Consider the following 12,180-nt stretch of genomic DNA (forward strand, 5'->3'; position numbering starts at 1 on the left):
TTTGGGAATTGAGATCGATGATGTCTTGGAAATGGCGGAGCAGACGGATGTTTGACTATCCACTGCAACGGTCGTGTTAGTCCGTCCCTAGCTGTCAGCCAACTGTGTCCACAAAATCAGAGTCATATAAATCAGAAGGCAGACTTGCGCTGAGTACTCTACGACTGGCGGATTCTCAAAATGGAATCTGTGATGGCTTGAGCATTAGTGTCCAGCGTTTCCATGGCCGACGTCGCATTTGGGGCGACTATGCTTACCCCGTTTTCTGAGAGCCACTTGGTTATTTCTTCTATCGCAGCACTTAGGGCGTGCTGGTTGTGAAGGAGCAATGTCAGGGCATCCGCTGTGGCGACTTTACTGTCTGAGCTATCTGGCATGACGATCGTCCTTGAGAAATGATGCCGGAAGCCTAGCGCATCTCGCCGCTGGTTGAGACTGGCGCGCCCCTTATGCATGACGTGGTACGCGGTCTCGCCTCAACTCGTGCTTCCGCATCAGTACTTAGGCGCTGAGAGGTAGCTCGACAGCTTTTTCAATGACGCAGAGAGTTTCATTTCGTTTTCTGTACGGTGCAGATCGTTGGTGGTCGTCGTGAGCTGGCTCGTGAGAACACCCAACTCTCCTAAAATGCCTTGAACCCTTCCTTCACGCTCTTTTTCGCTCAACGTGTGATCGTTCTTCACCGCATCCAGCTCCTCCATTTTCTTCTGAATTTTTTCTTGAATGTCTCTTATTGCCTTGAGAATTTTTTTCACGCCATCTGGGAGATTGCTTGCATCGATATCCGCATTTTTTTTTCTCTCGCTTGACGCTTTCGCTGTCCCCTCAGCGGATATAGTTACTTTCACCCCTTCGGTGGCTTCTGCTTGGCCGGGATCAGCCGACACTTCACTGGACACAGGTTCGATAGCATCTGAAGGGGCGACAATCCTGGTCGAAGACAATATGGCGGAATTGATTTGCATGAAATTCTCCCTTTTTGTTCGTCCTTTATCGACGTTGAGGGCAGGTACTTTAACGCCAGTGACGGAACATTCGTAGCCAGCAAGCTTTGGGTTTACCAAGTGTGAATCCACCTGCCCGAGTCACCAAAAAAACAGCATGCTTATGAATGGCGCCCTGGTTGCAGGCGTCTCCCGGCATTATTCATATCTTTGAACTCCCTAGCCGCTGGCCCTATCTCAACCTTGGCAGGTCAAAAATTTCGGCACGGGTTATTCGCATTGCGGATGAAAAGGCCGACATTTTTTACGGCGAAAACTGCTAAAAAACGCCGAACCATACGTAAAACGTGGAATACAAAATGGGAGTAGGCCGTGGATAACTATCACATTGTGTTAACTGGCAAAGGCTGGCAGCTCACCAAGGAAGGGGACCCTAAAGTAATAAAAACGGGTGAGACCAGGGCCGAACTTATTGAGATCGCCGCAGCGTTTCTAAGGGACAAAACGGCCTCGCTTAAAATCCATTCGTCTGATGGGAAAATACAGGAGGAGCGGACTTATCCGAGTAGCGCAGATCCGGCGGCTTCGAAGGGTTGAAATGGGTAGTAATTGATTTCTATCAGTCGCGGGATTCCTACTTCGATCGAGACAGCCTTACCGCGAGACTCGCCTTCATGAGGGAACCTCTGTCCACTTCAAAGCGGCAGTTTCGCGCCATCTCACCTCTGTGATCCCATACTTTTCGGCTTGCGGTTTGGAGATGATTTTCAGAGGTGCTTTCCCTGGTTTTGGTATGGGCGTAATACCAGCATCACAGCTCGCCCAATGCCATGCCTCAACGTTGCGCATCCTTTGCGCACGGATGATGAACGACTTCTGTTCCCCGAGAAGCTTGTACTCAATGATGAAAATATCTGTCTGTGCCATAAGTCCTCCTTTCGTTCATAACCTACGGAGTGGCGTCTGATGTGAAAATTCAAAATTTCTACGAATGGTGCGTCACCACTTACGGGGGCCAGATTCTCTAGTCACTGGGATGATGATTAGCTGTTTTTCGGACTGGAGGATCAAGGGAGGGAGTCAAAGGCGGCGTAGAAATGAACTGACAATGGATTTCGTGGCATCACTTGTCTCTATGTCATCGAACACACTGAAAGACTGCCAAATGCACTCAGCAATCTCATTCTGAGGTGTGGCATTGTCGGAAGCTTGTACAGAGGCTTCAAAAACATGGTGATGTGTATTGCCCACATTGAAGTCGAACATGTAAAGGAGCTGAATAACGTTCAAACCGGTTTCTTCTTGAAGTCCTCTAGTGGCCGCTCCAGCTATGGCTTCGCCAATTTCCACCCTGCCACCGGGTAGAACCCACTTCGATTTCGGTTTTCGAACGAGCAAGATTTTTCGGTCTCTCTCGCATATGACGGTAGCTCTGGATTTCATGTGATGACTCCGAAGCTCAGGATCTAACTCGTGGCGATAACCGCAGCTTAAGCCCGTGGTAGAAGACCAGGCCTGCATCGAACGTAGGTGCAGTCATTGTGTTTCCGTTCTTAGTATCTAGTGATGGTGAGCCTGGACACTCGCCTAGCCCCCTCTGGCTCGCTTCCGCAAGCGGGGCTCCTCCCTCATCAGCTGACCCCTAATCAGTGAGTCCTCTCAAGAGCTAGCCCTATAGAAACGAATAGCTGTAGTTGAAGATCAGACGAGTCTGGTCTGTGTCTGGTAATGCGGAACCGTCACTTCGGTAGGTGCCGTGGCGCAACGTTGTGCCGAAGCCCTTCAGCGGCCCTGATGGAATGATGTAATCGATCCGCATGTCTCGCTCCCATTCTTTATGGTCGCTACCGCTACCAACATCTTTAATTTCATCGCCCTTGAGATAGGAGATCGATGCTTTCAAACCCGGCACGCCCACCTTTGTAAAATCGTATGCGTATTGGCCGAAATTGGTTTGCTCACCTGCCCGGGAAAAGTTGCCAACAATGGCGTCGGTAAACAGATAGAACGCAGTACCTCCGTTGCCCTCGGGACGATTCCGACCGTCTACGACATTTCCCTGGTTGAGCCACACGAACCCGCCGTCGTCGCTTACGCTTTCATGACCTAGCAATATCGAATGTCCGCCGATGCTGTACGTAAACATGGCGCTCCAAGTCTTGTTATCGACCTCGCCAGGGTTTTTGGCATAACCCCCGTTGTTGTTGAAACGGTATCCGACGTCACCGTTTTTTCCATCCGAAGAGCTGTCGAAATAGCGAAGATCAGTTTTGAATGATTGATCATTTCCTAGTGGCAGCACGTGTACCAGGCCGAGGTAGTTTTGTTTGTAGTAGTTTTCCAGCCTGGCGAAATAGTACTGAAAGGTCAGATCCTTCGTTGCCTTCCAATCACCACCAGCAAAGCGAAAATCGTTCGAGTCTTTGGTACCACCTGCTATCGCAAGACCAGTGGAGTTGCTGGTTGCCCGGCCCGAGGATTGATCAATTTTGCCGGCGGTGAGCGTGAGCCCATCAATCTCTTTGGAGGTGAGGATGCCGCCTCCAAAATTTTGATAAACGAGCCGTGAATCAGTAGCGACGAGGATGGGTAGATTGGGCGTGAATATGTTGCCGACACCTAACTCAGTTTTTGAGAGGCGCGCTTTTAGAGTGCCGCCCACTCGACTCCATGAATGAGCTGCGGATCCGTCACTGTCGCTGGGGAAGAAAGTATTCGCATCGGGGTGGTGACCTCTGCCTCCGTCTAGGTGGACAGCCACCAGCGATGCCACATCCACGCCAAAACCTACCGTGCCTTGAGTGAACCCAGATGTGAACGCGAATTTAAGTGCCGTTGCAGTTTCGCGCTGGTCGCGTCCACCGTCTCGATTGTCGTTCGAGTAGTAGTACGTGCGATTGCTGACAGTGGCCTGACTGTCTTCTATGAATCCATGCGGCTTGGCATCTTCGGCATTTGCCCCGATTGAGAGGCCAGCGAGAATGAAAGCGGCTGGCAAGGTCGTTCTTTCCATAAAAGCTCCTGACACGTCGGCGCTGATGAAAAATGACCCACCCAGCCGTTTGAAAACTGAGCCAGTGCATATTGGAATTTTTGTAGTAACCCATAGCGTAGCAGCAGAGGTTGGTTACGAGAGGGGCGGCGTTATACCGATTTTCGGAATGATGCACGACGTTTTTGGCAAGAGTGATTCGCGCACAACGGCGTGTGGGGGTTTAGTAGAAGGCGTAGCTATAGTTGAAAATTAGGCGCGTTTGATCAGTGTTGGGTATGCCATTGTTGTCACTGCGATAGGTGCCATGGCGCAGCGTTGTACTAAAACCCTTTAGCGGCCCGTTCAAAATGCTGTAGTCGATCCTCAGGTCACGCTCCCATTCCGACAGATCGCTGCCACCTCTGGGATTTTTGATGTCTTCGCCTCTCAAGTACGCAACCGAAGCCTTCAAGCCAGGTACTCCCACCTTTGCAAAGTCATAAGAATACTGACCAAAGCTCGTTTGTTCGCCAGCGCGGGAGAAGGTGCCAACCATAGCTTTGGTAAATAGATAAAAGGTGGACCCTCCATTGCCCTCAGGCCGATTTCGACCGTCTGTAACCGTGCCTTGGTCTAGCCAAACGAATCCCCCGTCGTCGCTCACGCTTACGTGCCCAAGCATCAGCGCATGACCTGCGAGGGTGTAGGTGAACATGGCACTCCAGGTTTTGTTATCTACCTCGCCGGGGTGTCTTGCGTAACCGTTGTTGTTATTGAAACGGTACCCAGGCTCACCGTTTTTTCCGTCAGAGCTACTGTCAAAATAGCGAAGGTCAGTCTTGAACGATTGATCAGCCCCAAGCGGCAACACGTGGACCAAGCCCAAGTAATTTTGTTTGTAATAGTTTTCGAGCCTTGCGAAATAGTATTGGAACATCAAGTCCTTTGTTGCCTTCCAATCACCACCGGCGAAACGAAAATCGTTGGAGTCCTTGGTGCCGCCCGCAACCGCCAGCCCCGTTGGGTTACTGGTTGCCCGGCCAGCAGACTGGTCAAATTTACCGGCAGTGAGCGTCAGTCCATCGAACTCTTTGGACGTGATCACGCCGCCTCCAAAGTTCTGAGACACGAGCCGTGCATCTGTATTAGTCAGTATGGGTAGATTTGGCGTGAAGATATTACCCACCGCTAGTTCTGTTTTTGACCATCGCGCTTTTATGTTTGCGCCTGCTCTGTCCCATGAATGAGCGGAAGAACCGTCAGAGTCGCTTGGGAAGAAGGTGTTGGCATTGTCAGGGTGATGGCCCCTACCTCCATCCAGGTGTATGGCAACGGACGACTCCAGATCCAGCCCAAAACCGACGGTGCCTTGAGTAAAGCCCGATACGAAATTTAAATTAAGTGCCGTACCAGTTTCGCGCTGGTCGAATCCGCCATCGTGATTGTCGTTTGAGTAATACATCGTGCGAGAACTGACAGTCGCTCGACTGTCTTCTATGAACCCGTGTGCTTTTGGATCGGCTGCATCGGCACCAATCGAGAAGCACGTGAAAATTATGGCGACTGGTAGGTTTTTGCTTTTCATAAAAGCTCCTAGGGAGTCGGCGCTGATTGAAAAAATGGCCTCCTAGCCGCTCGAAGAATGACCTTGTGCGTGTTACTAGTTTTTTGGGGGAGCTATCTAATAAAGGGTAGCAGCAGAGCACTACAAGAATTAGCGACACGTCATACCGATTGCTGGAATACCGATTGATATTTTCGGCAAGAATGGCTCCTCAATGGCGTGTGATCGGGCGATCACACGCCATTGAGTGGTTTCCTGAATCGCTGGGATAGGAAGGGGGATCAGTAGGCAGGGCAGGGCGTTCTAAGCCTAAGTCGCACTTTCCCAGCGCCACGCTGGATCAGAAAGCTTTTTGACGAGAAAGTCCGCTAGTACATCGACTTTTGCGGGGCGCGCGTGCGCAGAAGGAGTAACGAAATACAGGCCGCCTTCCTGCATATGCCAATCTGGCAGGATTACTTGAAGGCGCCCATCGCGTAGGTACTCACTGGCTACAAATTCGGGAAGCTCAGCAATCGCTATGCCTGCTAGAACCGCAGGAATGAGAGCTTCAACATTGGTGACACGCAAAGTGCCTGCGGGCGCGACGCTTACCTCATCCCCAGCAGCATTACTCAGTCTCCACATGTCGCTTTGCGCCCGGTATGCGTATCCCAGACAGTTTCTGCCAATCAGGTCGTGTGGATGCTCCGGATGACCATGCTGGTCGAGGTAGCTGGAGGACGCGACTAAATAGCGTGAAACACGGCACAACCGTCGTGCCACGAGCGAAGAGTCGGGCAATATAGCGATTCGTATTGCGGCATCAAATCCTTCACCGATCAGATCTACCGCGGCATCGAACAAGTGAAGGTCAATCGAGATTTCTGGATAGGCAAGCAGAAACTCGGGAATGATGGGAGCCACCCAACGAACCCCAAAAGTCATCGGGATTGCGAGTCGTACTAGTCCCCTGGGTCTAGATGAAAGCTCGCGCGCGATGCCTTCGGTTAGCTCAGCGTCCCGGTAGAGGCGACTGGCATTTTCAGCGATGCTTCGCCCGAATTCCGTGAGCGCTAGCTGCCGAGAAGTCCGATTCAATAGTCGTGCGCCTAATTTCTCCTCAAGGCGGCTGACCCCTCGGGAAACGGTTGCAACTGAGACGCCTAATGCCCTGGCTGCGGCGGCAAAGGAACGCTCCTCCGCGACTTTCGCGAACATTGCCAATCCTTCGAAATCCGGCATCTTGGACATCAACATTTCTGCAACGATGGTTTGCAATCAATTCTATTTGGAAAGGTAGGGTTCGTCGATATTCTTTGGGCATGCGCTTTTTTGCGCTTTTCTGAGGAACATCGAATGTCAAGCAAGCTCGAAGGCAAAGTTGCCATTGTCACTGGTGGGTCCACTGGTATCGGTTTGGCCACTGCCATCCGCTTCGCTAAGGAAGGCGCTCACGTATTCATCACAGGTCGACGTCAAGCTGAGCTAGACGCAGCTGTGCTGACCATCGGTAATAACGCGACCGCTTTACGCGTTGATTCCACGAAGCTAGAAGAATTGGACGAACTGTTCAATGAAGTGAAAGCCCAGCATGGTCGGGTCGACGTGCTGTTCGTAAACGCCGGCGGCGGTGAACTGCGCAATTTGAAAGACATCACCGAAGATCATTTCGATGATACGTTCGACCGAAACGTGAAAGGAGTGCTCTTCACAGTACAAAAATCGCTGCCACTTTTGTCTAAGGGTGCTTCGGTGATTCTGACTGGATCGACCGCGGCTAGCGGCGGCACTCCAGATTTCAGTGTTTACGCAGCATCGAAGGCAGCTGTTCGATCGTTCGCACGTAACTGGATTCTTGACTTGAAAGGACAAGACATTCGTGTGAATTGCCTCACGCCTGGCCCAATCAAGACCCCAGGTTTGGTTGGTCTCGCTGGTCCGGATGAAGCGCATCAACAAGGCATGCTGGACCACTTCGCTTCGTTGATTCCAATGGGCCGTGTTGGCGATCCAGATGAGATTGCCAAAGCGGCCGTATTCCTGGCATCCGATGATTCAAGCTTCGTGAACGGCAGTGAATTGTTCGTAGATGGCGGTATTGCACAGATCTGATTGTGTGAAAACTGGGAAAACTCATGTTTTCCCAGTATTTATGTAGTCTTGATCGACGTGGTTGTGGTGGGAAATTTGATTATCTAAGAAGTCTGTCTACGATAGTCCTATGCTGCAAATAACCTATCCGGGTGCTGAGATGACAAACGTAAATGATAGTAAAGAGTTGATTGATATTACCAAACTCTACTTTGGTAAGGCTGATGCTGGTGACCCATCAATCCTAGATCTTTTTAGTGATGACGTTCAGCTGTTTTTTCCAAAGTTCGGTACTCGTACAGGAAAGGGACAGGTCGTCGCTTTTGTTCAAGGCCTAATGAGTAAGCTGGATAGCCTGAAACACGATATTGAAACCTATAACTACATTGCAAGTGGTCGTATAGTAGTTGTGGAGGGCACTGAGAGTGGTGTCGCTAAGACCGGAGAAGATTGGCCAGTTGAAGGTCGCTCCGAAGGTAGGTTTTGCAATGTGTTCGAATTTACAGGGACTTTGATTTCACGTCTGCATATTTACGTCGATCCTGATTTTTTAGGTGAAGATGATGATAGGTTTTACTGGGGATGAGCGGCACTGTGTACGCAACTAGTGATGTGAGTATTGCTAAAGAGCTAACTGGTTGTTCGAGAAGAAAGTAGAGTAATAAATTAGGGTATGAAGACGATGAACGGGCAAACCAACTTAGAATTCGCTCATTTTTTTTTGCAGAAGCTGGCCAGCGGTGACGCTCAAGCGCTTGCGCTCCAATTCGCTGAGAATGCGGAGTGGGAGGTTGCGGGTGACGTAGGGGCATTACCTTGGCTGGGTAAGCACCAAGGCAAAGAGGCAATAGTAAATTTCGTGAGAGACACTGCGGCTCTGCTAACAAGCGAGAGTCTGGTTATCCAGGATATTTTGGCGAATGATCATCGTGCAATGATCCTAGTGTGCTGTCTCTGAAATAAGTTTCTAACCTGAGCTATGCTTATGTGGTCAGTCAGTGCTTGGAGTGATCACATGAACTCTCAGGACATCGTGCTCAGTGAAGACGAACAAATTGAACTGAGTCGGCGCATAAGATCAGCCACTATCAGTCAGCGCGACGGTCGTCGGGCGCGGGTGATTTTACTAGCCGCTCGAGGTTGCTCTCGTAACGAGATTGCCCAGTTGACCGGTCTCTCCGTTGTTTCAGTTACCCGCTGGTGCAAGCGCTTTCAAGAGCTGCGTCTAGAAGGCCTGGTGGATCTGCCCGGACGAGGTCGCAAGCCATCCCTGCCAGCCGAAGCGTTGAAACGAACCCTTGAGCAAGTCACTCAGCCGCGTATCGGCCAACCTCGCTGGAGCTGTCGAAGCATGGCTCGAGTCGCCGGCATTTCACCGGCCAGCGTCCAGCGGATATGGGCCGCCAACGACATAAAACCGCACCTCACACGCACCTTCAAGCTGTCCAACGATCCGAACTTCGAAGAGAAATTCTGGGACGTCATCGGACTGTATCTGGCGCCTCCCGATAAAGCCCTGGTGCTCTGTTGCGATGAGAAGAGCCAAGTTCAGGCCCTCGAGCGCACCCAGCCTGGACTGCCTTTGGGAATCGGGCATATCCGCACGCAACGCACGATTATGTCCGCCATGGCACCGTCACCTTGTTCACCGCTCTGGATTACCTTCAGGGACGCTTGATCAGTTCCATCGAGCGCCAACACCGGCATCAGGAATGGCTGGAGTTTCTCAAGAAGATCAATCGAGAAACGCCCAAGCATCTTCAGCTGCATTTGATCGTCGACAACTATGCCACGCACAAGCATCCAAAAGTGAAGGCGTGGCTTGAGAAGCACAAACGCTTCCACATGCATTTCACCCCGACCTCCAGTTCATGGATGAACATGGTTGAACGCTTCTTTCGCGATATCACGGTGTACCTGCGTGACGGCAGCTTCAGTTCGGTTCGCGAACTGGAAAGCTCGATCACCACGTTCCTGGCACTGCGAAATGCGCAGCCGACTCGCTACGTCTGGAACGCCAAGGGGGAAGATATTTTGAACAAGATACAGCGAGCCCGTGAGGCAATGGCCTCACAGGCATGAGGAGTGTTATTTGTGAGACAGCACACTAGGTACGCTCGCATCGCGGGTCAATGCCACTGGAAAACTCATTGAAACGTCGTTCGTCCTTGTACTGGAGATCAGCGACAGGTTGATCACTAGCTTTCGAATGCTAGAGGATACTTTTGCTGTATCGCAGGCAGCACGTATCCATTAGGACGAACGCAAGACTTTGTCCCGACAGGTTGAGATATGGGGAGGCTAAATTTCGCGCCGCACCTTCCCTGGTGCCTCCCCATAAAACTCCTTAAATTTTTTACTGAACGCCGATTGCGATTGATACCCGACGTGTACAGCAATCTCACTCAACCCTAGGTGGGAGTGACTCAGTAAATTGAACGCTAATTCCATCCTGAGTTGGGTCAACAGAGCCCCTGGCGACGCGCCGAAAACACGCAAAAACGCGCGAACGAACGTCGCTCGTGACATGCTTGCTAACTCGGCAAGACACTCAATGGTCCACTCGAAGGCGGGGTCGGCAAGCATCGCCTGCCATGCGTGACAGAGCCGTTTGTCATTCAGCAACGCCAATGAGCCGAAGGTGTGACCGTCACTTGTGAGATGTGCTCTCAGAACAAGGGTAAACAACGCTTGAGACAGCGCATCCAGCATAAAACTGTAGCAGATTAGGTGACCGTCAGCTTCACTGCGCAGCATCTCCACCAATGCCGATAGCGGCCCACAAGCAGTGGGTATCACCAAATAGCTAGGCAACGCTGCGAAAAGCAGAGAAGTACGGTTGAAGTGGAAACTTCCGCAGAGCATATCGAAGTCGCTACTAGGTCCACCAATGCGATGGGTGGGGACGGCACCTCCATTGGTGATTCTCGGCGATTTTGGCGATATCGGCGCCGCGGTGTTGCCCAAGCTTAGCATCACATGGGGAGCCCCTGTCGGTAGGAGCAAGATGTTACCCGCGCGCATTGGCACACTTTTGCCGTCGGGGAAATCGACGCGACATTGTCCCACTAACACGATGTGATAAGGCGCTTTTCCCAGTGGTTCCTGTTCATGCTCGCGGGCCCAATCGCCCTCAAATTGACAGTGCAAATTGAGGCTTCCGCGCACGTTGGCCAAACTGATGAGCTTTTCTATCGAATTCATTTTGAGTTGCTCGCGACAAAAAGTGAGCCGTTCGAACAAACGTGAACCTCGTCTTTGTAGAAAACTGAGCGTGTCGAAACAGTACAACCCAACCCCGCTCAGGAGCTTAATCAATGTTCGTAAACTGGTCTGAAATGCTGCCTACCATCCAAAAAGCTTTTGGCTCACTGGGCAAAAGTAATCCAAAAATGGTCAAGGCCTATATGGCCCTCGCCGAGGCCTCCTCTGAAAACAACGTTCTGGATGCCAAGACGCGTGAGCTGATTTCGATAGCCGTCGCTGTCACTACGCGTTGCGATGGCTGTATCGGTGCTCACACCGATGAGGCAATCAAGGCTGGCGCGAGTCGTGAAGAAATTGCCGCTACCCTGGCTACCGCGGTCCAGATGAACGCAGGTGCTGCGTATATCTACTCACTGCGCACCCTGGAAGCGTATGATACATTGAAAAAATAGCATGCTAAATAGTAGAGCTGCCCCGAGCACTTTAGTGTGCCGGGGCTTTTTATTTTAAATATGAAATGAAAGTGAATACATTTTCATTGAAAAATGTTTTCACGCGGAAATGCGGCAATGCACTAATATGGGAGGCCTCCAGCTTTCAAAATAATTGTGCTCAGTTGTTTTGTTTAATGCACTGCAAGTTTAGCTCTCTCGCTGTACGCATCAATAGTAAGACAGGTGTAAGCAATTATTTTGCGGCGTGGAGCAATCGTATTGGTTACACCGTAAGGCGGCTGCGAAACTATACCTTTTGTCGCCAATTGGGTGTTCGCATCGTCCATTCATTAGCACCCCCAAAATACAAGCTAACCTGATATTGAAGGTGAATTGAGATCTATGAATCAGCTTTGGCTGACGTTCAACAACACCTATGGCTACTCCTCTGCGTAGCGTTTCATCGGTAAAGAGGCTGCGGCCATGCAGTGCTTGAAGATGTTTTGATGGCGCTTGTTCTGATTGATGGAAGCAAGCACACCGATTACTTCGCGAGCTACCGGCTAGTCCTGCCAAATCTTACTAGAGGAAATACCATGAAGCTCTTGTTTACTCTTTTCTTGACCATTGCGGCCAGTGGCGCGTATGCCTCAGCCGATGTGCAAACATCTCGCACCGGCGTTCCGACTGACGTAGCAAAAATACTCAGCGTTACAGACATCCGGTTTGCCTGTGGGATCGTGCCTGTTGAAATGGTGTATCAGGACTCTCAGGGGGCGCGACGTGTAGCAACGTATATGGAGGAAGGGGGCGGTTGTCAGACCAATTAAAGGTTCTGCGCAGGCACTATTTTTCCTTGGCGATTGGGGCTGGTAATTACGCAGCCCCGGTCGTCTGAGAATGAGAGGTAACCGCAAAAAACACTGCTTGAATGCCATGCCGGGCCTACACTGCATCGTGGAACGTTTGCACCCGATGGACCTA

Annotated in this window: 13 protein-coding genes and 1 pseudogene; 6 read left to right on the forward strand and 8 right to left on the reverse strand. The window is 51.0% G+C overall.

The annotated features are described in order from the left end of the window. Window positions 1-158 precede the first annotated feature (158 nt). Window positions 159-377 carry a hypothetical protein gene (locus ACI77H_RS15825; protein ID WP_407012724.1) on the reverse strand — a complete coding sequence of 73 codons (219 nt, stop codon included), beginning with the start codon at window positions 375-377 and terminating at the stop codon, window positions 159-161. A 117-nt stretch (window positions 378-494) separates the two neighbouring features. Next, window positions 495-965 (reverse strand): chemotaxis protein, encoded by a 471-nt coding sequence (locus ACI77H_RS15830; protein ID WP_282483476.1) that lies wholly within the window; start codon window positions 963-965, stop codon window positions 495-497. A gap of 351 nt (window positions 966-1,316) precedes the next feature. Between ACI77H_RS15830 and ACI77H_RS15835 the strand changes: the two genes are divergently transcribed. Beyond that, window positions 1,317-1,541: a DUF2188 domain-containing protein gene (locus ACI77H_RS15835; RefSeq protein ID WP_282483477.1), complete on the forward strand. Its 225-nt coding sequence runs from the start codon at window positions 1,317-1,319 to the stop codon at window positions 1,539-1,541. A gap of 75 nt (window positions 1,542-1,616) precedes the next feature. On the opposite strand, the gene ACI77H_RS15840 is transcribed toward ACI77H_RS15835, so the two are convergent. From ACI77H_RS15840 to ACI77H_RS15860, 5 genes are all read right to left on the reverse strand, one after another. Beyond that, window positions 1,617-1,871: a DUF6555 family protein gene (locus tag ACI77H_RS15840; protein ID WP_282483478.1), complete on the reverse strand. Its 255-nt coding sequence runs from the start codon at window positions 1,869-1,871 to the stop codon at window positions 1,617-1,619. Window positions 1,872-2,024: 153 nt separating this feature from the next. Beyond that, complete coding sequence (locus ACI77H_RS15845) at window positions 2,025-2,387, reverse strand: NUDIX hydrolase (protein WP_282483479.1); 363 nt, start codon at window positions 2,385-2,387, stop codon at window positions 2,025-2,027. Between the two features lie 229 nt (window positions 2,388-2,616). Next, window positions 2,617-3,957 (reverse strand): OprD family outer membrane porin, encoded by a 1,341-nt coding sequence (locus ACI77H_RS15850; protein WP_282483480.1) that lies wholly within the window; start codon window positions 3,955-3,957, stop codon window positions 2,617-2,619. Window positions 3,958-4,159: 202 nt separating this feature from the next. Next, entirely contained in the window at window positions 4,160-5,503 is a 1,344-nt protein-coding gene (locus ACI77H_RS15855; RefSeq protein WP_282483481.1) for an OprD family outer membrane porin, read from the reverse strand. 288 nt (window positions 5,504-5,791) lie between these two features. Beyond that, entirely contained in the window at window positions 5,792-6,715 is a 924-nt protein-coding gene (locus ACI77H_RS15860) for a LysR family transcriptional regulator (protein WP_282483482.1), read from the reverse strand. A 105-nt stretch (window positions 6,716-6,820) separates the two neighbouring features. On the opposite strand from ACI77H_RS15860, the gene ACI77H_RS15865 reads away from it, so the two are divergent. The 3 genes and pseudogenes from ACI77H_RS15865 (at window position 6,821) to ACI77H_RS15875 (ending at window position 9,637) form a co-directional block, all read left to right on the forward strand. Then, complete coding sequence (locus ACI77H_RS15865; protein WP_282483483.1) at window positions 6,821-7,576, forward strand: SDR family oxidoreductase; 756 nt, start codon at window positions 6,821-6,823, stop codon at window positions 7,574-7,576. 109 nt (window positions 7,577-7,685) lie between these two features. Next, the gene (locus ACI77H_RS15870; protein ID WP_282483484.1) at window positions 7,686-8,141 is read left to right on the forward strand and encodes a nuclear transport factor 2 family protein; all 456 of its coding nucleotides are present in this window, start codon (window positions 7,686-7,688) and stop codon (window positions 8,139-8,141) included. Between the two features lie 399 nt (window positions 8,142-8,540). Beyond that, window positions 8,541-9,637 (forward strand): annotated as a pseudogene (locus ACI77H_RS15875) (IS630 family transposase). A 219-nt stretch (window positions 9,638-9,856) separates the two neighbouring features. On the opposite strand, the gene ACI77H_RS15880 reads toward ACI77H_RS15875, so the two are convergent. Continuing rightward, the gene (locus tag ACI77H_RS15880; RefSeq protein ID WP_407013072.1) at window positions 9,857-10,759 is read right to left on the reverse strand and encodes an AraC family transcriptional regulator; all 903 of its coding nucleotides are present in this window, start codon (window positions 10,757-10,759) and stop codon (window positions 9,857-9,859) included. Window positions 10,760-10,872: 113 nt separating this feature from the next. On the opposite strand from ACI77H_RS15880, the gene ACI77H_RS15885 reads away from it, so the two are divergent. Beyond that, a complete protein-coding gene (locus ACI77H_RS15885; protein ID WP_205894255.1) occupies window positions 10,873-11,214 on the forward strand; it encodes a carboxymuconolactone decarboxylase family protein in 342 nt (113 codons plus the stop codon). Window positions 11,215-11,792: 578 nt separating this feature from the next. Next, window positions 11,793-12,026 (forward strand): DUF2790 domain-containing protein, encoded by a 234-nt coding sequence (locus ACI77H_RS15890; protein ID WP_205894254.1) that lies wholly within the window; start codon window positions 11,793-11,795, stop codon window positions 12,024-12,026. Window positions 12,027-12,180 lie beyond the last annotated feature (154 nt).

Origin of the sequence: Pseudomonas sp. O230, from assembly GCF_045447035.1 — a bacterium.
GTDB lineage: Bacteria > Pseudomonadota > Gammaproteobacteria > Pseudomonadales > Pseudomonadaceae > Aquipseudomonas.

Excerpts from the sequence above, each read along its gene's own strand:
- ACI77H_RS15825 (WP_407012724.1), bottom strand. The coding sequence starts at position 377 with ATGCCAGATAGCTCAGACAGTAAAGTCGCCACAGCGGATGCCCTGACA.
- ACI77H_RS15830 (WP_282483476.1), bottom strand. The coding sequence starts at position 965 with ATGCAAATCAATTCCGCCATATTGTCTTCGACCAGGATTGTCGCCCCT.
- ACI77H_RS15840 (WP_282483478.1), bottom strand. The coding sequence starts at position 1,871 with ATGGCACAGACAGATATTTTCATCATTGAGTACAAGCTTCTCGGGGAA.
- ACI77H_RS15845 (WP_282483479.1), bottom strand. The coding sequence starts at position 2,387 with ATGAAATCCAGAGCTACCGTCATATGCGAGAGAGACCGAAAAATCTTG.
- ACI77H_RS15850 (WP_282483480.1), bottom strand. The coding sequence starts at position 3,957 with ATGGAAAGAACGACCTTGCCAGCCGCTTTCATTCTCGCTGGCCTCTCA.
- ACI77H_RS15855 (WP_282483481.1), bottom strand. The coding sequence starts at position 5,503 with ATGAAAAGCAAAAACCTACCAGTCGCCATAATTTTCACGTGCTTCTCG.
- ACI77H_RS15860 (WP_282483482.1), bottom strand. The coding sequence starts at position 6,715 with ATGTCCAAGATGCCGGATTTCGAAGGATTGGCAATGTTCGCGAAAGTC.
- ACI77H_RS15865 (WP_282483483.1), top strand. The coding sequence starts at position 6,821 with ATGTCAAGCAAGCTCGAAGGCAAAGTTGCCATTGTCACTGGTGGGTCC.
- ACI77H_RS15870 (WP_282483484.1), top strand. The coding sequence starts at position 7,686 with ATGCTGCAAATAACCTATCCGGGTGCTGAGATGACAAACGTAAATGAT.
- ACI77H_RS15880 (WP_407013072.1), bottom strand. The coding sequence starts at position 10,759 with ATGAATTCGATAGAAAAGCTCATCAGTTTGGCCAACGTGCGCGGAAGC.
- ACI77H_RS15885 (WP_205894255.1), top strand. The coding sequence starts at position 10,873 with ATGTTCGTAAACTGGTCTGAAATGCTGCCTACCATCCAAAAAGCTTTT.
- ACI77H_RS15890 (WP_205894254.1), top strand. The coding sequence starts at position 11,793 with ATGAAGCTCTTGTTTACTCTTTTCTTGACCATTGCGGCCAGTGGCGCG.